3 protein-coding genes are annotated in these 26,201 nt (G+C 46.5%); all 3 read left to right on the top strand.

Features of this window, described 5'->3' with window-relative positions; all coding sequences use genetic code 11:
• The first annotated feature begins 7 nt into the window (after nucleotides 1-7).
• Genes ppsB through ppsD form a run of 3 tightly spaced genes read left to right on the top strand, consistent with a single transcriptional unit; the run spans nucleotide 8 to nucleotide 26,199 of the window.
• Nucleotides 8-7,690, top strand: a complete 7,683-nt coding sequence (gene ppsB, locus NSQ12_RS10245) for a plipastatin non-ribosomal peptide synthetase PpsB (RefSeq protein ID WP_339176610.1) — start codon at nucleotides 8-10, stop codon at nucleotides 7,688-7,690.
• Nucleotides 7,691-7,706: 16 nt separating this feature from the next.
• Nucleotides 7,707-15,374 (top strand): plipastatin non-ribosomal peptide synthetase PpsC, encoded by a 7,668-nt coding sequence (gene ppsC, locus NSQ12_RS10240; RefSeq protein WP_339176608.1) that lies wholly within the window; start codon nucleotides 7,707-7,709, stop codon nucleotides 15,372-15,374.
• Nucleotides 15,375-15,399: 25 nt separating this feature from the next.
• Nucleotides 15,400-26,199 (top strand): plipastatin non-ribosomal peptide synthetase PpsD, encoded by a 10,800-nt coding sequence (ppsD, locus tag NSQ12_RS10235; protein ID WP_339176606.1) that lies wholly within the window; start codon nucleotides 15,400-15,402, stop codon nucleotides 26,197-26,199.
• The last annotated feature ends 2 nt before the right edge of the window (nucleotides 26,200-26,201 follow it).

The following is a 26,201-nucleotide window of genomic DNA, read 5'->3' as shown; positions in this document are numbered from 1 at the left end:
GGAATTGATGGCACAATCGGCACAAATTCAAGATATTTATCCGTTATCGCACATGCAGGAAGGAATGCTGTTTCATTCACTAATGGATTTCAGCTCGAAAGCATATATCGAACAGACCTCGTTTACGATCACAGGGAATCTATGCGTCGACTCGTTTCAAAAGAGCTTAAACCTTCTTGTTTCTAGATATGATATTTTCAGAACGATTTTCATTAAAGAAGTACCAGATCTTACAGGTCCGCAGCAGGTAGTCTTATCAAACCGGGAATTGACAGTATATAGAGAAGATATTTCTCGCCTGGCTGATCAAGAACAGCAGACGCTGATTGATGCTTTTATGACTAAGGATCGGGAAAAAGGATTTGATTTGCAAAAAGATCCTTTAATGCGTCTTGCCCTTTTTGATAGAGGAGACAGCCAATATACATGTGTCTGGACACATCACCATATCATCATGGATGGGTGGTGTCTCGGCATTATTCTTAAAGAGTTTTTCAGCATGTATGATTCGCTCAAAAATAACTCACCTGTACAGCTTGGCAGCACGGTGCCGTACAGCCGTTATATTGAATGGCTCGGAGAACAAGATCAAGAAGAGACCGCTGCCTACTGGAGCGAATATTTGAAGGAGTACGGCAATACTGCTTCTATTCCCCGAATAAAGCGCCGTACGGCAGACGGGGATTATAAAGCCGACCAGATCAGCTTTTCATTAGCGCAGGAAATGGTTGAGAAACTGACAGAGGCTGCCCAAAACTGGGGAGTGACATTAAACACGTTGTTTATGAGTATTTGGGGCGTGCTGCTCCATCGATATAATGCTGCAGATGATGCCGTTTTTGGGTCCGTCATTTCGGGACGCCCGTCAGCGATTGACGGGATTGAATCAATGGTCGGCTTGTTTATCAATACTGTTCCAGTGCGAATCCGATCTGCGGAAGGCATAACGTTTTCTTCGCTGGTCAAAGCCGTGCAGGAGGATATTTTATCATCTGAACAGCATGGGTATTATCCGCTTTATGAAATTCAAAACCATAGTCCATTGAAGCAAGGGTTGATCGATCATATTTTTGTTTTTGAAAATTACCCTGTACAGCTTCATCAGGCATTAAGCGTGGAGAGTGAAAATGACGAAGGCGCTCTGAAGCTGAGTGACATTTCAATGTCGGAACAAACCAATTACGACTTTAATATCGTTATCGTTCCGGGAGAATCATTTTATATCAAATTCAGCTACAACGCAGACGTTTACGAGCGGGAGGAGATGCTGAGGATTCAGGGGCATCTAAAGCAAGCACTGGATTGCATTTTGACAAATCCCGATGTTGCCGTCAGTGACATCAATATCGTGCCGCCGGAGGAGCAACAGGTTATCCAATCGTTTAACGAAACTGAGCGTCCTTATGTGAACAAAACGATACCCCAATTGTTCGAGGAACAAGCCCGCAAAACACCTGAAGCGGCTGCATTAAAAATGGGAGACGATTGCTGGACCTATCGCCAATTAAATATAAGAGCCAATCAGATTGCGCACGCCCTGATAGAAAAAGGCGTTAGATCTGGAGATATCGTGGCTGTGATGATGGGCCGGTCAATGGAAATGCCTGCAGCTTTGCTTGGGATTTGGAAAGCAGGCGGCGCTTATATGCCGCTTGATCCACATTTTCCAGCAGAACGTCTTTCTTTCCTGCTGAAGGACAGTCAAGCGGCTCAATTACTGATAGAAGAAGACCTTATTTCCTTGATCCCTCCGTCCTATGAAGGAAATACGATAACGATAGAACATACAGAAAGTTACCAAACAGAAGCGCCAAATATGCCCCCAGGTGATCTAGCCTACTTGATCTATACGTCGGGAACGACGGGGCGCCCTAAAGGGGTTTTAGTTGATCATCACGGTATTGCCAATACATTGCAATGGAGACGGGAAGAGTATAGCATGACCGAACAGGATATATCCCTCCATTTGTTTTCGTACGTGTTTGACGGCTGTGTAACGAGCTTATTTACCCCGCTTTTATCTGGTGCGTGCGTACTGCTGACAACAGATGACGAAGCGAAGGATGTGCTGGCCCTTAAGCGAAAAATAGCCCGTTATAAGGTCAGCCACATGATCATTGTTCCTTCCCTGTACAGGGTGTTATTGGAAGTGATGACTGCTGACGATGCAAAAAGTCTTCGTATTGTTACATTTGCGGGTGAAGCGGTCACGCCTGATCTGCTTGAGTTGAGTCAAATGATTTGTCCTTATGCTGAACTGGCAAATGAATACGGGCCCACAGAAAACAGTGTGGCAACAACAATATTGCGGCATCTGAATGAAAAAGAGAGGATCACAATCGGACACCCGATCAGAAACACAAAAGTATTTGTTTTGCACGGAAATCAAATGCAGCCGATCGGCGCGGCGGGTGAACTGTGTATTTCCGGCGCGGGTCTTGCGAGAGGATACTACAAACAGCAAGAGCTGACACAGAAAGCATTCTCCGATCATCCATTCCTTGAAGGGGAGCGTTTATACCGAACAGGTGATGCAGGCCGCTTTTTGCCTGATGGAACGATTGAATATATTGGACGTTTTGATGATCAAGTGAAAATTAGGGGTTATCGTATTGAACTGAGAGAGATTGAAACAGTTCTTCGACAAGCACCGGGGGTAAAAGAAGCAGCGGTACTGGCCCGTGATGTTTCTGCTGAGGAAAAGGAGCTCGTTGCTTATATCGTTCCGGAAAAGGGAAACAGCCTCCCAGATTTGTATCAGCATCTTGCCGGGACATTGCCGTCCTATATGATCCCAGCAAGTATTATCAACATCAGCCGGATGCCATTAACATCCAGCGGCAAGCTTGACAGGTTTGCGCTTCCTGAACCAGAAAACAATACGAGTGTCACATATATGGCGCCCCGAACCTTAATCGAAGCTGATCTCGCACATATTTGGGAAGATGTGCTGAATAAACAGCACATCGGCATTCGTGATGATTTCTTTCAGTTAGGCGGACAGTCCTTAAAAGCGGCCGCACTGGTATCAAGAATACATAAAAAGCTTAATGTCGAGCTGCCGCTCAGTGAGGTGTTTTCTTATCCGACGGTTGAAAGCATGGCGGTCAAATTGATGAGCTTAAAAGAACACGCTTTTACACAGATTGAACCTGCGGATCAAAGAGATGTCTATCCGCTGTCTTTCTCGCAAAAACGATTATATGCTCTTCATCAGCTGGCAGATGACAGCACAGGCTACAACATGCCAGCTGTACTTGAATTACGCGGAAATCTGAATCGCCAGCGGTTGAGAAGCGTTCTCACAGAACTTGTGAATCGGCATGAAGCATTACGGACTGTTTTTGTGCTTAACAGAGACGAGCCTGTGCAGATCATTTATCCAGAGATGGCTTTTGATCTAAAAGAGCTTGAAATGGAGTCAGAACAAATGCTTGAGTCTGCAATCGAGACCTTTATCAAACCGTTTGATCTATCATCCGGTCCGCTTTTTAGAGCATGTGTCATTACAATGGGCAATAATCGCGGATTTTTGCTGCTCGATATGCACCATATTATTGCCGACGGTGTCTCGATGAGCACTCTTGTCCAAGAATTTACTGACTTATATTGCGGAAAAGAGCTGCCAGCTTTAAACCTGCATTATAAGGATTTTGCTGTTTGGCAGCAAGAGAACTACCCGAAAGAGCTATACAAAAAACAGGAGGCCTACTGGCTCGGTCAGCTTGGCGGGAGTCTTCCTACACTAGAATTACCGCTTGATAAAACAAGGCCGCGTCTCCCTGATTTCAGCGGTGGAACAATTGAAGTCAACATTGATAAAGACATGGCTGATGAGCTGCACCGTTTAATGGCTGAAACGGGAACAACATTGTATATGATTCTTCTGGCTGTCTATTCTATTTTGTTATCTAAGCTAAGCGGGCAAGAGGATATTGTTGTCGGTTCGCCTGCTGCCGGAAGACCGCACGCTGATCTGGAGCGCGTCATCGGAATGTTCGTCAATACATTGGCGATGCGCAGCAAGCCCGAGGGCCACAAAACGTTCAGCTCCTATTTGCAGGACATTCGCCACCTGGCTCTGACCGCTTACGAGCATCAGGATTATCCTTTTGAGGAGCTGGCAGATAAGCTCGATACAAATCGAGAGGTAAATCGCAACCCGCTGTTCGATGCGATGCTTGTGCTTCAGAGCAGTGAAGATTTCCGGTTCGAAGTGCCTGGTCTGTCGATTTCGTCTGTCACTCCTAAACATGATATATCTAAATTCGATTTAACATTACACGCTGAGGAGCATCCGAGTGGAATACGCTGCCGTTTTGAATACAGCACTGCTCTTTTTGAAGAAGAAACCATTACGCAGTGGGCATCCTATTTTATTGAATTGGTGAAAGGGGTAACGGCGGATACCGAGATGAGAATTTCGGACATGCAATTGCTTCCTGCTGCAGAGCGTAGGTTGCTCCTTGAAAAAATGGGACAGTATGCGGCTTATCCGAGAAATGAAAATATAGTAAGCTTATTTGAAAAGCAAGCCGCTCAGCATCCGGAGCATATCGCAGTGGTTTGCGGCCATTCTCAGCTTACGTATCAAGACCTGAATGAAAAAGCCGAGCTGGCAGCTGCTATGCTGATCAAACAAGGGGTCAGAACTGGCGATATCGTCGGTCTGATGCTCGATCGGTCACCTGATATGATCATTGGCATTTTATCGATTTTAAAAGCTGGAGGGGCCTATTTGCCGATTGATCCTGAATATCCCAAGGAGCGTATTAGCTTTATGCTCAATGACAGCGGAGCAAAACGGCTGCTGACAGAGCGCGGTCAAAACAAACCTGCAGACTACACCGGGCATATTTTGTATATCGATGAATGTGAAAACGACTCAATTCCGGCTGATGTAAACATTCAAGAAATAGTAACAGATCAGCCCGCATACGTGATATACACATCTGGAACGACTGGCCAGCCAAAGGGAGTCATAGTCGAGCACCGCAATGTGATCAGTCTCTTGAAGCATCAAAACCTGCCTTTTGAATTTAACCATGAAGACATCTGGACGTTATTTCATTCTTATTGCTTTGATTTCTCTGTATGGGAGATGTTCGGTGCGTTATTGAACGGAGGTACATTAGTCGTGGTCTCTAAAGAAACAGCCCGTGACCCCCATGCATTCCGTTTATTGTTAAAAAAAGAGCGCGTCACTGTACTCAATCAGACCCCGACTGCTTTTTACGGCTTGATGCTTGAAGACCAAAATCATACAGATCATTTAAACATCCGCTATGTGATTTTTGGCGGCGAAGCCTTACAGCCCGGATTGCTTCAAAGCTGGAATGAAAAATATCCTCATACTGATTTGATTAATATGTACGGTATTACAGAAACAACGGTCCATGTAACATTCAAAAAATTGTCCGCAGCAGACATTGCAAAAAATAAAAGTAATATCGGCCGGCCTCTTTCTACTCTGCAGGCTTATGTGATGGATGCTCATATGAATCTGCAGCCGATCGGAGTTCCAGGGGAGCTGTATATAGGCGGAGAAGGTGTGGCATGGGGATATCTCAACAGAGATGAGCTGACCGCTGACCGTTTTGTATCCAATCCTTATCTTCCGGGAGACAGATTATACCGAACAGGAGATCTTGCTAAGCGCCTGTCAAATGGCGAGCTGGAATACTTAGGCCGCATTGATGAGCAGGTGAAAGTCAGAGGGCACCGTATTGAGTTAGGCGAAATCCAAGCGGCACTTCTTCAGTATCCAATGATTAAAGAGGCGGCTGTCATTACCAGAGCAGACGAGCAAGGGCAAACAGCTATATATGCATATATGGTGATAAAAGATCAACAGGCTGCGAATATATCAGACATCCGAACTTACCTAAAAAACGCCTTGCCTGACTTTATGCTGCCTGCCCGTATGATACAAATTGACAGCATCCCGGTGACTGTTAATGGAAAGCTCGATCAGAAAGCCCTGCCAGAGCCTGAAAAACAAGCTTATACAGCTGATGATATCAATCCTAGAAATGAGATTGAAACGGTGATGGCTGAAATTTGGGAAGAGCTTCTTAATGTAGATGAGCTGGGTGTAAGTGCCAATTTCTTTGAGCTTGGCGGAGACTCTATTAAAGCGCTGCAGGTTTGTGCCAGACTGAAGCAGCGCGGATTTGAAACGACAGTACGTGAGATGCTTGAACATCAGACTCTTGGTGAACTGTCCGCCCGGGTTCGAAAAGACGTACGCGCCATTGACCAAGGCCCGGTCGAAGGCGAGATTACTTGGACACCTATCCAGCAGTGGTTTTTCTCGCAATCTCTGGAAAGCCATCATTTTAACCAGTCCGTTATGATCTACCGGGCTGAACGATTTGATGAGGCTGCGCTTAGAAAAGTACTAAAAAGCCTTGTGACTCATCATGATGCACTGAGAATCGTATCCCGGCATGAAGATGGCAGGCAGGTGCAGATAAACAGAGGGATAGATCTTTCAGATGAGGAGCTATATGCACTTGAACTGTTTGATGTAAAGGATAGCCTAACAGAAGCCCGGAACACGATTGAGGAAGCAGCCAGCCGGATGCAAGAACATATTCGTTTGGAAACCGGCCCCTTACTTCACGCTGGATTGTTTAGAACCGAGAATGGTGACCATTTATTTCTGACGATTCATCACTTAGTTGTTGATGCGGTTTCCTGGCGCATTTTGTTCGAGGATTTTTCAGCGGCTTACAAACAGGCAGTCTCAGGAGAATCTATTAAACTGCCGCAAAAAACAGATTCATATTTAACGTATTCACAAAGAATAGCTGACTACTCTAAAAGTCGCCAGGTGCAGCGCGAAGCAACGTACTGGGATGAGTGCGAGAACCGTCACATCCAGCCTATTCCAAAAGACAATGACGCATCATCTAACACATTCAAAGATACAGAAGTGATTGATTTTGAGCTATCTCGCCATCACACAGAATTACTACTAACGGCTGCACATAAAGCTTACAGCACGGAGATGAATGATATCCTTCTGACAGCTTTAGGTCTTGCTTTGCAGAAATGGACGGGAAATAACCAATTTAAAATCAGCATGGAGGGCCACGGAAGGGAATCATATCTTGAGAACATCGATATTAGCAGAACTGTTGGGTGGTTCACCTCCATTTATCCTGTGTGGCTTGATATGAGAGATTCCGATCATAAGGACAAAGAAGAGCGGCTGGGCCACCTTATTAAACAGACAAAAGATATGCTGCACCGTATACCGCATAAAGGCGCGGGCTGCGGCGTGCTGAAATATATCAGCAAAAGATGGGGCTCTCAGAAAAACAGCCCAGAAATCAGCTTTAATTATTTAGGCCAGTTTGATCAGGATATTCAATCAAATGCCTTTGAGGTGTCTGACATCAAGCCAGGAAATGAGATCAGCCCGAACTGGGAGCGTCCTTATGCACTGGATATCAGCGGCGCCGTTTCTTCGGGGTGCCTGAACATGCACATCATCTATAACAGGCATCAATTTGAGGAAAAAACAATCCAAACATTTGCCGAGCATTTTAAACAGACTCTGGAAAACATCATTGAGCATTGTACCGGCAAAGAAAACCGAGAGTGGAGCGCATCTGATTTCACTGATGAAGACTTAACGCTTGATGAATTGAGTGAGATCATGGGAGCCGTCAACAAACTATAGGAGAGGAGATTCACTGATGCCGCAGCAACCCGAAATACAGGATATATACCCTTTGTCATTTATGCAGGAAGGGATGCTTTTTCACTCACTGTATGATGAACAGTCGAGAGCTTATTTTGAACAGGCTTCTTTTACGATCAATGGACAGCTTGACTTGGAGCGTTTCCAGAAAAGTATGGATGCTGTTTTTGACAGGTACGATATCTTTCGAACAGCATTCATCTATAAAAATGTAGCCAAACCTCGTCAAGTCGTGCTCAAGCAACGTCATTGCCATGTTCATGTTGAAGATATTTCTCATCTCAATGAAAAAGATAAAGAACATTGTACAGAGGCATTCAAAGAGCAGGATAAATCCAGGGGCTTCGATCTCCAAACGGATGTACTGATGAGAATATCTATTTTAAAATGGGCGCCTGATCATTATGTCTGTATCTGGAGCCACCATCATATTTTAATGGATGGCTGGTGTTTAGGCATCGTCATTAAAGACTTTCTCCATATTTATCAAGCGCTTGGAAAAGGGCAGTTTCCTGATTTGCCTCCCGTACAGCCGTACGGGACGTATATTAAATGGCTGATGCAGCAAGACCGGGAAGAAGCAGCTGAGTATTGGAAAAAGAGGCTTCAGCATTTCGAAAAAGCTTCACCTCTGCCTAAAAGAACAGATCAAATGTCGGATGGGACATTACAGCAGATCACGTTTACCATTCCTGAAAAAGAAACCTCCGAATTACAGAAAATCGCTGCAGCATGTGGTGCGACACTTAACACTGTTTTCCAAGCTTTATGGGGAATCATGCTCCAAAAGTTCAATTGCCGCGACGATGCTGTGTTCGGATCAGTTATATCAGGCAGACCTTCTGAGCTAAAAGATGTGGAAAACATGGTCGGACTTTTTATCAATACCATTCCTATTCGAGTCCAAAGTGATTTTCTGTCTTTTTCTGACCTAGTCAGCGGAATGCAAAAGGACATGACTGAAGCAGAAGCGTATAGTTACTTCCCTTTATATGACATTCAGGCGCAGAGCGCTCTTAAACAAGAGCTGATTGATCATATTATCGTCTTTGAAAATACACCTACTCAACAAGAGATTGAAGAGCTGAATCAAGCTGGATCATTTGATTTCTCCGTGAAAAATTTTGAGATGGAAGAGGTAACTAATTATAGATGCAGTGTCAAAGTGATCCCAGGGCGTACTTTGTACGTTCGGATTCATTTTCATACAGGCACTTATCAACCAAATATGATGTCTGAGATAAAAGATTATTTACAGCACATGATCTCTGACGTCATCTCTGATCCATCTCTTCCTGTGTCAAAGATGACATTGCTAGATGAGGACAAAACACGGAAAATCGTTTCTCAAAATAACAGGACAGTATCTGTTTCACCTGAAGCCCCAACCCTGCATGGGCTGTTTGAGCGACAGGCGGCAGTCACACCGGAGCGGCCAGCGATTCGCTTTTCCGGCGGTTCGCTGACATATGCTGAGCTTGACATGTACGCCAGCCGGCTGGCTGCGCACCTAGCGGCACGCGGCGTCACAAACGAAAGTATCGTCGGTGTCCTGTCTGAACGCTCACCTGACATGCTGATCGCTGTCCTTGCTGTATTGAAGGCCGGAGGGGCCTATTTGCCGCTTGATCCTGCGTATCCAAAGGAGCGGCTGAGCTACATGCTGAAAGACAGCGGGGCATCACTCTTGCTGACGCAGCCGAAATGTTCCGTACCGAACTTTTCCGGAGAGACGCTTGAAGTTGACATGACATCTCTTGCGAGCGAAAAAGCAGAAAACCATCTATTTACTCCTGCTGACGGCGGTTCTCTCGCCTATGTCATCTATACATCGGGCTCTACCGGGCAGCCAAAAGGAGTGGCCGTTGAGCACCGCCAGGCTGTTTCCTTTCTGACCGGCATGCAGCACCAGTTTCCGCTTTCGGAAGATGACATTGTCATGGTGAAAACCTCTTTTTCCTTTGATGCGTCTGTCTGGCAGCTGTTTTGGTGGACTCTTTCCGGTGCTTCGGCGTATCTGCTTCCGCCCGGCTGGGAAAAAGACCCCGCGTTGATCGTACAAGCCATTCATCAGGAAAACGTGACAACGGCTCATTTTATTCCGGCTATGCTGAATAGCTTTCTCGATCAAGCGGAAATCGAAAGGCTGAGTGACAGGACAAGCCTGAAGCGTGTATTCGCCGGAGGTGAACCGCTTGCGCCGCGTACGGCAGCCCGTTTTGCTTCTGTATTGCCGCAGGTATCATTAATCCATGGCTACGGGCCGACAGAAGCAACGGTAGACGCGGCATTTTACGTATTGGATCCAGAACGGGACAGAGACCGTTTGCGGATTCCGATTGGGAAGCCCGTACCCGGTGCGCGTTTGTATGTTTTAGATCCACATTTAGCCGTACAGCCTTCTGGTGTCGCCGGCGAACTGTACATTGCCGGAGCGGGTGTTGCCAGAGGTTATTTGAATCGGCCGGCATTAACGGAGGAGCGTTTTCTAGAAGACCCGTTTTGCCCGGGGGAACGCATGTACAAAACAGGGGATGTGGCGCGCTGGCTCCCTGACGGGAATATTGAATTCCTCGGGCGCACGGATGATCAGGTGAAAATCCGCGGCTACCGGATTGAGCCGGGAGAAATTGAAGCGGCACTAAGAAATATAGAAGGTGTAAGAGAGGCGGCCGTTACCGTACGGACAGACAGCGGTGAGCCGGAATTATGCGCTTATGTAGAAGGGCTCCAAAGAAACGAAATCCGAGCGCAGCTTGAGAGACTGTTGCCGGGCTACATGGTCCCAGCCTATATGATAGAGATGGAACAGTGGCCGGTTACACCAAGCGGAAAGCTCGACCGAAACGCCCTGCCAGCTCCTAGCGGAGCGGCAGATGCGGAGACCTACACGGCGCCGAGAAACGTGACTGAGATGAAACTTTCTCAGCTATGGGAGGACGTGCTGAAAAATGGCCCTGTCGGGATTCACGACAACTTTTTTGACCGCGGGGGACATTCCTTAAAAGCAACGGCGCTTGTCTCACGGATCGCCAAAGAATTCGATGTACAGGTGCCGCTAAAAGATGTGTTTGCCCATCCGACGGTAGAAGGGCTGGCTGCCGTTATCCGTGAAGGAACGGACAGTCCATATGAAGCGATTAAGCCCTCTGAAAAACAGGAAACCTATCCGGTTTCCTCTGCCCAAAAGCGGATTTATGTCCTTCAGCAGCTGGAGGACGGAGGGACAGGCTACAATATGCCGGCTGTGTTAGAGCTCGAAGGGAAGCTCAACCCTGAAAGGATGGACAGAGCTTTCAAAGAGCTGATCAAGCGCCACGAGTCGCTTCGGACCGCCTTCGAACAGGACGCAGGAGGCGATCCGGTGCAGCGCATCCATGACGAAGTGTCGTTTACATTACAGACGACAGTTCTCGGCGACCAAACCGAACAGGAATCGGCAGCCGCGTTTATCAAGCCGTTTGATCTCAGCCAAGCGCCGCTGTTCCGTGCCCAAATCGTAAAGGTATCAGATGAGCGGCACCTGTTACTGGTTGATATGCATCACATCATTTCAGACGGTGTTTCCGTCAACATTCTGATTCGGGAATTCGGCGAGCTGTACAATAATCGGAAGCTTCCGGCACTGCGTATTCAATATAAAGATTATGCCGTATGGCAAGAAGGATTCAAAACAGGAGACGCGTACAAAACGCAGGGGGCGTACTGGCTGAAGCAGCTCGAGGGCGAGCTGCCTGTGCTGGATCTTCCGGCTGATCATGTCCGCCCGCCGGTGCGAAGCTTCGCTGGTGACAAGGTCTCATTTACGCTGGATCAAGAGGTTGCATCAGACCTTCACAAGCTGGCACGAGAAAACGGAAGCACACTGTACATGGTGCTCCTTGCGGCTTACACCGCGTTCTTGTCACGCTTAAGCGGACAGGAGGATATCATCGTCGGCTCGCCAATTGCCGGCCGTCCGCACAAGGATCTTGAGCCGATACTCGGCATGTTTGTGAACACGCTGGCGCTTCGGACACGCCCGGAGGGCGGGAAGCCATTCGTACAGTATTTGCAGGAAGTGCGTGAGACAGCATTGGAAGCCTTTGAGCACCAAGATTACCCGTTCGAAGAGCTTGTTGATAAGCTTGAATTGACACGGGATATGAGCCGGAATCCAGTGTTTGACGTAATGTTTGTTCTTCAAAACATGGATCAGGAATCGTTGGAGCTGGATGAACTTTGTCTCAAACCTGCAGCAAACAATGGGCATCAAACGTCCAAATTTGATTTAACCCTATATGCCCAGGAACAGCCCCACGGTTTGCTGACGTTCCAAATGGAGTTTAGTACTGACTTATATAAGAAAAAAACGATAGAAAAGTGGCTTCAATACTTCATCAATATGTTACTCTCCATCATCAAAGACAACAAAGCCGCTCTCGGAACAATAAATATCCTGAATGAGGATGAGACCCATTACCTTATCCACGAGCTCAATCGCACAAAAATAGATTATCCAAGAAATGAAACCATCAGCAGACTCTTTGAAATGCAGGCTGAACAAACGCCTAATGCTGTAGCAATTGTCAGCGACACCCAAGTATTTACTTACGAGGACCTGAACAGCTGGGCAAATCAAATTGCCTCAGTTCTACAGATTAAGGGCGTAGGGCCTGATAGTGTTGTAGCCTTGTTGACAGGCAGAACACCAGAACTCATTGCAGGAATGCTGGGCATTCTAAAAGCCGGGGGAGCCTATCTGCCTATTGCTTCTGATCTGCCTGTTGAACGAATAGCTTATATGCTGTCAGACAGCGGGGCGGCATTACTCCTTCAATCTGAAAAAACAGAAAAACAACGATTAGACATTGAATGTGAACAAATCATAATCGAAGATATTCAAAAGCAAGGAGAAACGAAGAACGTTGATTCTTCAGCAGGGCCACATTCACTCGCATATATCATTTATACCTCTGGATCAACCGGTAAACCAAAGGGTGTCATGATTGAGCAGCGAAGTGTAATTCGTCTTGTGAAAAACAGCAATTATATTACATTTACACCTGAAGACCGCCTTCTGATGACATCATCAATCGGTTTCGACGTTGGGTCATTTGAAATTTTCGGACCGCTGCTAAATGGTGCCGCTTTGCATCTGTCCGATCAACAAACATTTCTCGATTCCCATCAGCTTAAGAGGTACATAGAACATCAAGGAATCACAACGATTTGGCTGACATCTTCTCTATTCAATCATTTGACAGAACAAAATGAACAAACATTTTCACAGCTGAAACATTTGATTATTGGCGGTGAAGCTTTGTCGCCGAGCCACGTCAATCGAATCAGAAATGTCTGCCCTGAAGTATCTATATGGAATGGATATGGCCCTACCGAAAATACAACTTTTTCGACATGCCTTCACATTCAAAAAACATATGAACTTTCCATTCCGATCGGGCGGCCGGTTGGTAATTCCACCGCTTATATCTTAAATCAATGGGGAGTGCTGCAGCCGGTCGGAGCTGTCGGTGAACTTTGTGTCGGCGGAGATGGCGTCGCCAGAGGATATTTGGGCCGTCCTGATTTAACGAAAGAGAAATTTGTCCCACATCCATTTGCACCTGGCGATCGACTGTATCGCACAGGTGATCTGGCGCGCTGGCTTCCTGACGGGACAATTGAGTACGTTGGCCGTATTGATGATCAAGTAAAAGTCAGAGGCTATCGTGTGGAGCTGGGTGAGATCGAATCAGCACTTCGTCAAATAGACGGGGTCAAAGAAGCTGCAGTGTTAGCACGTACAGCCCAGACCGGGAGCAAAGAGCTGTTTGGCTATATCAGCGTAAAAGCAGGCACGAATGCTGAACAAGTGCGTTCTCTTCTTGCGCGTTCGCTGCCAAACTATATGATCCCGGCGTACATTATTGAAATGGAGACTCTCCCGCTCACATCAAACGGCAAATTGAACCGAAAAGCACTTCCTGAACCAAATTTCACATCTAAACAAACGTACGCTCCACCTCGAAATGACCTTGAAGACCAACTTGTGTTGATCTGGCAGGAGGTTCTCGGCATCCAGAGGATCGGAATAGAGGATTCGTTTTTTGAATTGGGCGGAGATTCAATCAAAGCCCTTCAAGTTTCTGCACGCCTTGGGCGCTATGGACTAAGCTTGCAGGTAAGTGATTTATTCCGTCATCCAAAGATAAAGGACTTATCACCATTGATCCGTAAGTCAGAGAGAATCATAGAGCAAGGACCCGTTCAGGGAGACGTTCCTTGGACGCCTGTTCAGCAATGGTTTTTTTCACAAGATATTGAAGAAAGACACCATTTCAATCAGTCTGTCATGCTATTCCATTCTGGACGTTTGTCTGAAAACGCCATTAGACCAGCCTTGAAAAAACTGGCTGAGCATCATGATGCGCTTCGGATGGTTTATCGCAACGATGATAGGCGATGGATTCAAATCAACCAAGGCATTCATGAGTCACAGCTATACAGCTTAAGAATCTCTGATCTTTCACAGTCAGAAAGCGGCTGGGAGACGAAAATCAAACAAGAAGTTGCCGATCTTCAGCAAAGCATCAATTTGCAGGAAGGACCATTGTTGCACGCCGCTTTGTTTAAAACACTGACCGGAGATTACTTGTTCCTTGCGATCCATCACCTTGTCGTTGATGGTGTCTCATGGCGGATTTTGCTGGAGGATTTGTCAGCCGGATATCAACAAGCTGCTGCAGGCCAGACGATCCAGCTTCCACCTAAAACGGATTCCTACCAGGAATACGCAAGACGCATACAGGAATATGCCCAAAGCAGTAAGCTGATTCGCGAAGAGGCGTATTGGCGAAGTGTAGAAGAACAGCAAGACGCAGAACTGCCCTATGAAATACCGCATCAAGTAAACATCGACTTCAGCAAAAGGGACTCATTAAACTTTTCACTGACTGAAGCAGACACCGCCGTCTTGCTGCAAAACGTCAATCACGCCTATGGCACAGATACACAAGATATTCTGTTAACCGCAGCATCCTTGGCGATTTGTGAATGGACAGGAGGAAGCAAGCTCCGTATCGCTATGGAAGGACACGGGAGAGAACACATTCTGCCAGAGTTAGATATCAGCAGGACGGTCGGCTGGTTTACATCCATGTATCCGGCCCTCATAAGCTTTGAAAATCATAGGGATGAGCTCGGAACCGCATTAAAAACCGTTAAAGATACACTGGGCCGGATACCAAACAAAGGGGTAGGTTACGGTATGCTGAAATACCTTACACACCCTGAAAATAAAAGCATTACGTTTTCAAAAACACCTGAAATCAGCTTTAACTATTTGGGCCAGTTCAACGACATCGAAAGACAGGACACCTTCCGCCCATCAAGCCTTGGGAGCGGAAAGGATATCACTCATACATGGAAGCGTGAGCAAATCATCGAGATGAGCGCAATGGCAGCAGACAAAAAGCTCCATTTCAATCTTAGTTATCCGCCAGCCCGCTTTCACAGAAACACAATGGAGCAGCTTATTAACAGGATTGAACACTTTTTGCTGGACATTATGAAACACTGCGCCGGTCAACAGAAAACAGAAAAGACACTGAGCGATTTCAGCAGTCAATCATTAACGGCTGAGGACTTGGACAGCATATCCAGCTTGGTGGAAGAATTGTAGAAAATCGTGACAGGGAGACATGAACATGACAAAAGCGAATTCAATTCAGGATATTTATCCGCTGTCTTACATGCAGGAAGGGATGCTTTTCCATTCCCTCCTGCAAAAAGATTCACAGGCGTATGTTGAGCAAGCTTCTTTTACAATTGAAGGAAAAGTCAACCCGCAGTTTTTTCAAAACAGCATCAACGCTCTTGTAGAAAGACATGATATTTTCAGAACGATTTTTATCAGCCAAAATGTTTCCTCTCCCCAGCAGGTTGTTCTGAGAGAACGAAATGTCATCGTACTGGAAGAAAACATTACTCATTTAAACGAGGCGGAGCAATCACAGTTTATCGAGCAATGGAAAGAAAAGGACCGGGACCAGGGGTTTCATTTACAAAAGGATGTGCTCATGCGCATCGCTCTGATTCAAACAGGAGAGAGCCAGTACTCTTGCATTTGGACCTTTCATCATATCATGATGGACGGTTGGTGCCTCAGCATTGTGCTAAAGGAGTTTCTGCATATTTACGCATCTTATGTAAATGCATCCCCAATAACATTGGAGCCGGTCCAGCCATACGGAAAGTATATCAAATGGCTGATGGAGCAAGACAAAGAGCAGGCGGTTTCTTATTGGGACCATTATCTTTCCGGCCACGAACAGCAAACCGTGCTCCCGAAGCAGAAAAAAACAAAGGGAAAAAGCAGGCAGGAACACGTTACATTTTCATTCTCTAAGGAAGAAAGCAGCAGGCTTTCAGAGCTTGCTGCTAGAGAAGAAGTGACACTCAGTACGATTTTTCATACCATTTGGGGCATTCTGCTACAAAAATATAATAATAACGATGACGCCGTATTCGGTTCTGTCATTTCAGGAAGACCCGCAGAAATCGAAGGCATTGAACATATGGTAGGTCTTTTCATTAATACGATGCCGGTTCGGGTGCAGGGGGCAAAAACGCCTTTTCTTCAACTTATAAAAGATATGCAAAAAGACCGTCTTGCCGCTGAAGCGTACAGCTACCATCCTTTATATGAGATTCAATCCCGCTCAGCTGTTAAGCAAGGGCTGATTGATCATATTCTCGTATTTGAAAACTATCCGGTGCAGCAAGAGATTCAAATGCTGAACAAACAGGAACATGCTTCTGATCTTTTTCAGATTCATAATTTCACTGTCGCAGATGAAACCAACTACAGCTTTTATCTTATGGTGGCGCCAGGGGAAGAAATTCATATCAAAATGAACTATGATGCGGAGCAGCACGATCGGTCTTTTGTGCTCTCTGTCAAAGAGCATCTTCTGAATGCTGTATCACAAATCTTAAATAATCCGAATCTTCCACCTGAAGAAATCGATATCACGACAGATACTGAAAAGCGGCAGCTGATTGGAGAAATCACAGATCAAACACCAGTTTACGAAACCATCCATGCCATGTTTGAAAAGCAAGCGGAAAAGACACCAGATGCTCATGCTGTAATTGATCAAGCCTGCTCATTAACATACAGAGAACTGAATAAAGCGGCTAACAGATTGGCACGGCATTTACGAATGAAAGGCGTTGTGAGACAGGAACCCGTTGCGATTATGATGGAACGCTCAGCGGCGTTTATCACAGGTGTTCTTGGTATCTTGAAAGCAGGCGGCGCCATTGTTCCGGTTGATCCGCATTACCCGGCTGACAGAATCCGTTATATTCTGCATGATTGCGGCTGTTCGCATGTTGTTTCACAAGCGCATCTTCCCTCATCGTTAGAAGACAATTACATTATCACTCATCCAGAAGATATCGAAAGCAAAGTAGACGGCAGTAACATAAAGTCAGTCAACAATGCTGACGATCTGCTGTATATGATTTATACATCAGGCACAACAGGTAAACCAAAGGGTGTTCAATTTGAGCATCGAAACATGGCTAACTTGCTGAAGTTCGAATATACTCACTCCGGCATTGACTTTGAAGCAGATGTTCTGCAATTTGCGACGCCTTCCTTCGACGTCTGCTATCAAGAAATATTTTCTGCGCTTCTGAAAGGCGGCACACTCCACATCGTGCCAGAAGCCATAAAAAGAGATGTGCCTCAGCTGTTTGCATTTATAAACAAGCATCAGACGAATATTGTGTTTCTCCCAACTGCTTTTATCAAAATGATTTTCAGCGAGCGAGAACTTGCGAACTCGTTTCCTGATGGCGTCAAACACCTGATCGCAGCCGGGGAACAATTAATGATTTCAGACCTTTTCCAAGATGTGTTGCGTAAACGCGGCATACACCTGCACAATCATTACGGACCTTCAGAAACTCATGTGGTATCTACGTATACCATTCATCCTGGAGACCCTATTCCTGAGCTTCCGCCAATCGGTAAACCGATAGGCTGTACTGATCTATATATTTTGAATCATCAAAAACAGCTTCAGCCATGCGGCGTACCAGGCGAACTCTATATTTCCGGCGCAAGTGTTGCCAGAGGATATGTCAATCACGATAAACTGACAAGCGACAAATTTTCATCCGATCCATTCAAGCCTGATGTGATCATGTACCGGACAGGTGATTTGGCCAGACGGCTTGAAGACGGCAACATCGAATATATCGGACGGGCAGACAATCAAGTGAAAATCAGAGGTTATCGAATTGAGCCGCAAGAAATCGAAGTCACGCTAATGAATCATCCGGACATTAGTGAGGCTGCCATTCTCATCTGGCAAGATCAAAACGATGAACATGAATTATGCGCTTACTATTGCAGTGTACAAAAGCTGAATGCAATAGATTTACGCAGTTATATGGCTAGTGAGCTCCCAGAATACATGATTCCGGCGAAATGGATATGGGTTGACAGCATACCTCTTACCCCAAACGGAAAAGTAGATCGCGCAGCACTTCCGGAGCCAGATGCTTCAATCAGCGGAAACCCATATACTGCCCCTCGAAATCTGTTAGAGGCAAAGCTTTCGCAACTATTTGAAGATGTGCTAAAGAATGGGCATATAGGCATCCAAGACAACTTTTTTGACAATGGCGGTCACTCGTTAAAAGCAACAGTGCTTATGTCACGGATCGCAAAGGAATTCCATGTGCAAGTTTCACTTAAGGACATCTTTGCTCATCCGACTGTTGAAGGATTAGCTTTAATTATTCGAGAGGCAGAACAAAATCTGTATGCAGCAATTGAACCAGCAGAAAAAAGGGATACATATCCTGTATCTTCGGCCCAAAAACGAATCTATGTGCTTCAACAGCTTGATGAGGGTGTCGCCTATAACATGCCTGCGGTCTTAGAACTGGAAGGTGCACTGGATGTCGCCAAACTGTCTGCTGTATGTAAAGAACTGATCAGCCGGCATGAGCCGCTTCGAACTTCCTTTGTATCCGGAGCTGATGACGAGCCGGTTCAGCGTATCCACACCGAAGTGCCGTTTACGTTAAGTAAAGAGACCACTATCGAGGGATTTGTCCGTCCCTTTGATCTCAGCCAGGCGCCATTATTTAGAGCAGGCCTTATAGAAGTGTCAAACGAGAAGCATGTATTGCTGGTGGATATGCACCATATCATTTCAGATGGCGTATCCGTTCAGCTCCTAATCCGAGAATTTACCGATCTTTATGCAAACCGGCAGCTTAAGCCATTGCGGATCCAATATAAAGATTACGCCGTATGGCAGCAGAAATTTAAAAAGGGAGACTCGTACCAAAAGCAGGAGACTTACTGGCAGCAGCAGTTTAGCGGGGACCTTCCTATACTGGAGCTTCCAACAGATAAACGACGTCCGGCAGAACGGCAATTCATAGGCGGAAAAGTAACCTTTCAATTGGACAAAGAGATCACGGCCCGCATAAAGCGGCTCGCCCATAAAAACAGAAGCACGCTTTATATGACGCTTCTCGCTTTGTATTCAGCCTTTTTGTCTCGGTTAAGCGGTCAGGATGATATCGTGATTGGTTCACCTATCGCCGGACGGCCCCATGCCGACCTTGAAGCTGTTCTTGGGATGTTCGTCAATACATTGGCTCTCCGCACACGCCCGGCGGGTAATAAGACATTTGAGGAATTTCTGAAAGAAGTCAGACAGACGGCACTAGAAGCGTATGAGCATCAGGATTACCCGTTTGAAGAGCTTGTGGACAAACTCGGTGTGCAGCGGGAAATGAGCCGGAATCCTTTGTTTGACACAACGCTAGTCCTTCAGAATATGGAACAGCAAAAGCTAAAAATGAATGATGTACAGCTTCAGTGGAACGACTTGGAGCACCCAATATCAAAATTTGATATTTCCCTATACGTTACAGAGCATGATTCCGAGCTTTTCTGTCAGTTTGAATACAGTACAGCTTTGTTTGAGAAAGAAACCATCCAAAGGTGGGCCAGCCTTTTCACCACGCTTGTGGAACATACAGCTGCCAGTCCTGAAACAGAATTGGACAATATTCCAATCTTAACAAAAGAAGAAGAGCGAGATTTCATTGAATCATGCCATCTGTTTGAGGAGACGGGCTATTCAATGAATCAAACGCTCCACTATGCACTCGAACAGCAGGCAGAAAAAACGCCTGATCAGGCGGCCGTTATCTTCGAAGATGGAGTGATGACCTATAAAGAATTGAACGAACAGGCTAACCGTATCGCCTGGGAGCTGATCGGACGGGGGGTAAAACCTGAAACGACTGTTGCCATTATAGGAAAGCGTTCACCTGAAATGCTGCTTGGCATTTATGGCATTCTTAAAGCTGGCGGCGCTTATCTGCCCATCGACCCGGATTATCCGGAAGAACGAATCAGCTTTCTGCTGGAGGACAGCGGTACAAACATTCTCCTGCTTCAGTCTGCCGGCCTTCATGTTCCGGAATTTACAGGAGAGATTGTCTATCTCAATCAGACAAATAGCGGACTGGCACATCGTTTGTCCAATCCGAATGTGGATGTTCTCCCGCAATCTTTAGCCTATGTCATCTATACATCCGGCTCTACCGGGATGCCTAAGGGTGTTGAAATTGAACATCGATCAGCGGTGAATTTTTTGAATTCCCTACAGTCCCGCTATCAGCTAAAGCATTCAGATATGATTATGCACAAAACATCATATTCATTCGATGCTTCAATATGGGAGCTGTTTTGGTGGCCTTATGCCGGAGCTTCTGTTTATCTGCTTCCTCAGGGAGGCGAAAAAGAACCTGAAGTGATCGCGAAGGCCATAGAAGAACAAAAGATCACAGCTATGCATTTTGTGCCTTCAATGCTCCATGCATTTTTAGAACATATAAAATATCGCTCTGTACCGATTAAGACAAACAGACTCAAGCGAGTGTTTTCTGGGGGAGAACAGCTGGGGACCCATCTTGTCTCCCGATTTTACGAGTTGCTTCCAAATGTTTCAATAACCAATTCCTATGGGCCAACGGAAGCAACCGTAGAAGCTGCATTCTTTAATTGTCCGCCACAAGAAAAACTTGAACGGATTCCAATTGGAAAACCTGTTCATCATGTCAGATTATATATCCTGAATCAGAATCAGCGGATGCTGCCTGTTGGATGTATCGGTGAACTATACATTGCCGGAGCGGGTGTTGCCAGAGGTTATTTGAATCGGCCGGCATTAACGGAGGAGCGTTTTCTTGAAGACCCGTTTTACCTGGGGGAACGCATGTACAAAACCGGGGATGTGGCGCGCTGGCTCCCTGACGGGAATATTGAATTCCTCGGGCGCACGGATGATCAGGTGAAAATCCGCGGCTACCGGATTGAGCCGGGAGAAATTGAAGCGGCACTAAGAAGCATAGAAGGTGTAAGAGAGGCGGCCGTTACCGTACGGACAGACAGCGGTGAGCCGGAATTATGCGCTTATATAGAAGGGCTCCAAAGAAACGAAGTCCGAGCGCAGCTTGAGAGACTGTTGCCGGGCTACATGGTCCCAGCCTATATGATAGAGATGGAACAGTGGCCGGTTACACCAAGCGGAAAGCTCGACCGAAACGCCCTGCCAGCTCCTGGCGGAGCGGCAGATGCGGAGACCTACACAGCGCCGAGAAACGTGACTGAGATGAAGCTTTCTCAGCTGTGGGAGGACGTGCTGAAAAATGGCCCTGTCGGGATTCACGACAACTTTTTTGACCGCGGGGGACATTCCTTAAAAGCAACGGCGCTTGTCTCACGGATCACCAAAGAATTCGATGTACAGGTGCCGCTAAAAGATGTGTTTGCCCATCCAACAGTAGAAGGGCTGGCTGCCGTTATCCGTGAAGGAACGGACAGTCCATATGAAGCGATTAAGCCCGCTGAAAAACAGGAAACCTATCCGGTTTCCTCTGCCCAAAAGCGGATTTATGTACTTCAGCAGCTGGAAGACGGAGGGACAGGCTACAATATGCCGGCTGTGTTAGAGCTCGAAGGGAAGCTCAACCCTGAAAGGATGGACAGAGCTTTCAAAGAGCTGATCAAGCGCCACGAGTCGCTTCGTACCTCCTTCGAACAGGACGCAGGAGGCGATCCGGTGCAGCGCATCCATGACGAGGTGCCGTTTACGTTACAGACTACAGTTCTCGGCGAACGAACCGAACAGGAGGCCGCAGCCGCATTTATCAAACCGTTTGATCTCAGCCAAGCGCCGCTGTTCCGTGCCCAAATCGTAAAGGTATCAGTTGTGCGGCACCTGTTGCTGGTGGATATGCATCACATCATTTCAGACGGTGTTTCCGTCAACATTCTGATTCGGGAATTCGGCGAGCTGTACAATAATCGGAATCTTCCTGCGCTGCGCATTCAATATAAAGACTACGCCGTATGGCAAGAAGGATTCAAAACAAGAGACGCGTACAAAACGCAGGGGGCGTACTGGCTGAAGCAGCTCGAGGGCGAGCTGCCTGTGCTGGATCTTCCGGCTGATCATGCCCGCCCGCCGGTGCGAAGCTTCGCGGGTGACAAGGTCTCATTTACGCTGGATCAAGAGGTTGCATCAGGCCTTCACAAGCTGGCACGAGAAAACGGAAGCACACTGTACATGGTGCTCCTTGCGGCTTACACCGCGTTCTTGTCACGCTTAAGCGGACAGGAAGATATCATCGTCGGCTCGCCAATTGCCGGCCGGCCGCACAAGGATCTTGAGCCGATACTCGGCATGTTTGTGAACACGCTGGCGCTTCGGACGCGCCCGGAGGGCGGGAAGCCATTCGTACAGTATTTGCAGGAAGTGCGTGAGACAGCATTGGAAGCCTTTGAGCACCAAGATTACCCGTTCGAAGAGCTTGTTGATAAGCTTGAATTGACACGAGATATGAGCCGGAACCCAGTGTTTGACGCGATGTTAGTTGTTCAAAATAATGATTACGAGCGATTGCATCTTCATGATTTGCAAATGAAGCCGGCACAAGTTTCTCATCTCGTTTCTAAATTCGATTTGACACTACAGGCATCTGAGGGCGACGGAAACATTCATTTCCTTTTTGAATATTCAACCGCATTGTTCGAGAAAACCACTATTGAACGCTGGGCATCACATTTAACAAATGTACTTAGCATCATCGGCAAAAATCCGGAGGTGACACTCAACCATATCGACATCCTGACCCAAGAAGAGCGGCACCAGCTGCTTAATGAGTTTAACACCAGGCAAGCGAATCAATACGGAGTTCAAACAATCAGTCAATTGTTTGAGCAGCAAGCTGCACGAACACCAAAAGCTACTGCACTTGTCAGCGGAGACAAAACACTGACGTATCAAGAGTTGGACGAGTGGTCCAATGGAATCGCACGTGCATTGCGCAACAGAGGTGTTAAGCCGGACACACCAGTAGGCATCATGATGCATCGTTCGTTCAGTATGATAGCAGCCATACTTGGTGTGTGGAAAGCAGGCGGCTGTTACGTTCCCATTGATCCTGAATACCCGACAGAACGCAAACGCTATATCCTTAGCGACAGCGGAACGAAACTGCTGATGACAATAAATGAAGCGGATCGGGGAGTACTTGCTGACTTTGAAGGAGAGATCTTGACGATAGAAAGCGTAGAGGAAGACGACAAATCGCCGCTGCCGCAAATGTCGTCTGCCCATCATTTGGCTTATATCATTTATACCTCTGGAACGACGGGCCGTCCAAAAGGGGTAATGGTCGAGCATAAAGGTATTGCCAACACTCTTCAGTGGCGGCGAAACGCTTATGCATTCAACGAGACAGATACCATTCTGCAGCTCTTTTCTTTCTCATTTGACGGCTTTATAACTAGTATGTTTACACCGCTTTTGTCAGGTGCAAAAGCCGTTTTGCTTCATGAAGAGGAAGCGAAGGATATTCTGGCCATTAAGCATCAGCTGTCTCGTCAACGGATTACACATATGATTATTGTGCCTGTTTTATATCGAGCGCTTTTGGACGTAGTGCAGCCGGAAGATGTAAAGACGCTTAGAGTCGTCACACTGGCGGGAGAAGCGGCTGACCGCGAATTGATCGCCCGCAGCTTAGCTATATGTCCGCATACCGAACTCGCCAACGAATATGGACCGACAGAAAACAGCGTGGCGACTACCGTCATGAGACATATGGAAAAGCAGGCATACGTAAGCATCGGCCAGCCGATTGACGGAACTCAAGTGCTGATTTTAAATAGCAATCATCAGCTTCAGCCAATCGGTGTTGCGGGAGAGCTTTGTATAGCAGGAACAGGGCTTGCAAGAGGGTACGTCAATCTTCCAGAACTGACAGAGAGAGCATTCACGCAGAATCCATTTAAACCCGAAACACGAATGTACCGAACAGGAGACGCCGCCAGATGGATGGCCGACGGTACACTCGAATATCTCGGAAGAATCGATGATCAAGTCAAAATCAGAGGATACCGTGTAGAAACGAAAGAAATTGAATCGGTCATCCGGTGTATAAATGGTGTAAAAGACGCCGCAGTAGTTGCTCATGAAACAGCGTCAGGACAAACCGAATTAAGCGCTTATGTGGTGACAAAACCAGAGTTGAGCACAAATGCTGTACGCTCAGAATTACAAAACAAGCTGCCGGTGTTTATGCACCCTACGTTTATTGAAAAACTGGACTCACTTCCATTGTCACCAAACGGCAAGCTGGATCGCGGAGCACTTCCAAAACCTGTATACAACCACGAAGGTGAACGTCCATTCCTCCCGCCAGCCAGCAAAATGGAGCAAATACTGGCAGATATATGGAAAGAAGTACTGGGGGCAGAAAAGATCGGAACAGCTGATTCGTTCTTTGAACTTGGCGGAGATTCAATCAAAGCGTTACAGGTATCTGCGCGGCTTCACCGGATAGGCAAGCAAATGGCAGTGAAAGATTTGTTTAGCCATCCGACCATTCAAGAATTGGCAGCTTATATCCGTGATTCAGATACAAGTTCCAGCCAAGCTGCGGTTGAGGGAGACGTACAATGGTCGCCTGTTCAAAAATGGTTTCTTTCTCAAGATATAAAAGAAAAACACCATTTTAATCAGTCCGTAATGCTGCATCGAAGCACCTCTGTACAAGAAGACGCACTGCGAAAAACGTTAAAAGCAATAACGTGTCATCATGATGCGCTGCGAATGGTGTTTACACAGAATGAACAAGGAAAGTGGGATCAGTATAATCGGCCGCTCAGTCATTCGGACGACGCGTTGTACGGCCTTCAGATGATTGATTTATGCACTGATGGAAATAGACCGTATGAACCTATTATCAAGCGCCATGTACTTGATATTCAGCAGAAAATGGATTTGAAGAATGGTCCGCTGCTGCAAGCCGGTCTTTTCCACACAATTGACGGTGATTTCTTATTTTTATCTGCTCATCACCTCGTCGTTGACGGTATTTCATGGCGGGTTCTGCTTGAAGATTTGGCTTTAGGGTATCGCCAAGCTGCAGGCGGGGAGGATATCAAACTGCCGCCTAAAACAAGCTCATTTAAAGCGTATACGAAAAAGCTCTCTGACTACGCTGAAAGCCAGCAGCTCATGAAACAGCTCAAGTATTGGCGCGAAGCCGAAGAGTATCAAACAGAGGCATTGCCTTTTGATCACATTGATGGAACTAGAGCACACGAGGGACAACGGTCCACGATTTCGTTTACCTTAAACGAGAAAGAGACAGCAGCACTCTTAAAAGACGCCAACAGCGCATATAACACTGATACGCAGGACATGCTGCTCGCTTCTGTCATTCTTGCGCTGCGCCATTGGACCAATCAATCCGCCTTCAAACTATCATTAGAGGGCCACGGGCGAGAGGATGTATTAGAAGGAATAGATGTGAGCCGGACGGTTGGATGGTTTACCGCCATTTATCCGTTATTGGTTAAATTGAACGCAGACTTGCCAGATTCGGAAGAATACATGGTTCATGTGCTAAAAACAACAAAAGATACACTGAGACGTGTACCTGACAAAGGATTCGGCTACGGTGTCATCAAATATTTGACTCCGCCTGGCAAAAAAGACATCAATTTCACAGGTGCACCAGAAATCAGCTTTAATTATCTTGGTCAATTTGAAAGCGGCCGCACAGCTGAAGTACCTGAGGAGGACGCCTTCTCATTCTCTCCGCTGGGTGCCGGGGGTGATATCAGCACAACATGGAACCGTGAACAGTCGCTGGATATCAGTGCAATCGCTGCAGAAGGGAAAATGACTGTCAATATGACTTATGACACTACCCGTTTTCAGCACAAAACCATCGAACAGCTTAGCGAAACATGCCGTCAATTTTTATTACAGCTGATCGAACACTGCCAGAACAAAAGAGAAACAGAAAAGACGATCAGTGATTTTGATGATCAAGAACTGACCGAGGACGCCCTGCAAGAGATTGCTGATATGCTCAGTTTTCACTAATG

The organism is Bacillus sp. PS95, from assembly GCF_037963565.1.
GTDB classification, from domain to species: domain Bacteria; phylum Bacillota; class Bacilli; order Bacillales; family Bacillaceae; genus Bacillus; species Bacillus subtilis.
Note: the sequence above shows the minus strand (reverse complement) of the source record. Positions and strands in the feature narration are given on the sequence as shown.

Excerpts from the sequence above, each read along its gene's own strand:
- ppsB (WP_339176610.1), top strand. The coding sequence starts at position 8 with ATGGCACAATCGGCACAAATTCAAGATATTTATCCGTTATCGCACATG.
- ppsC (WP_339176608.1), top strand. The coding sequence starts at position 7,707 with ATGCCGCAGCAACCCGAAATACAGGATATATACCCTTTGTCATTTATG.
- ppsD (WP_339176606.1), top strand. The coding sequence starts at position 15,400 with ATGACAAAAGCGAATTCAATTCAGGATATTTATCCGCTGTCTTACATG.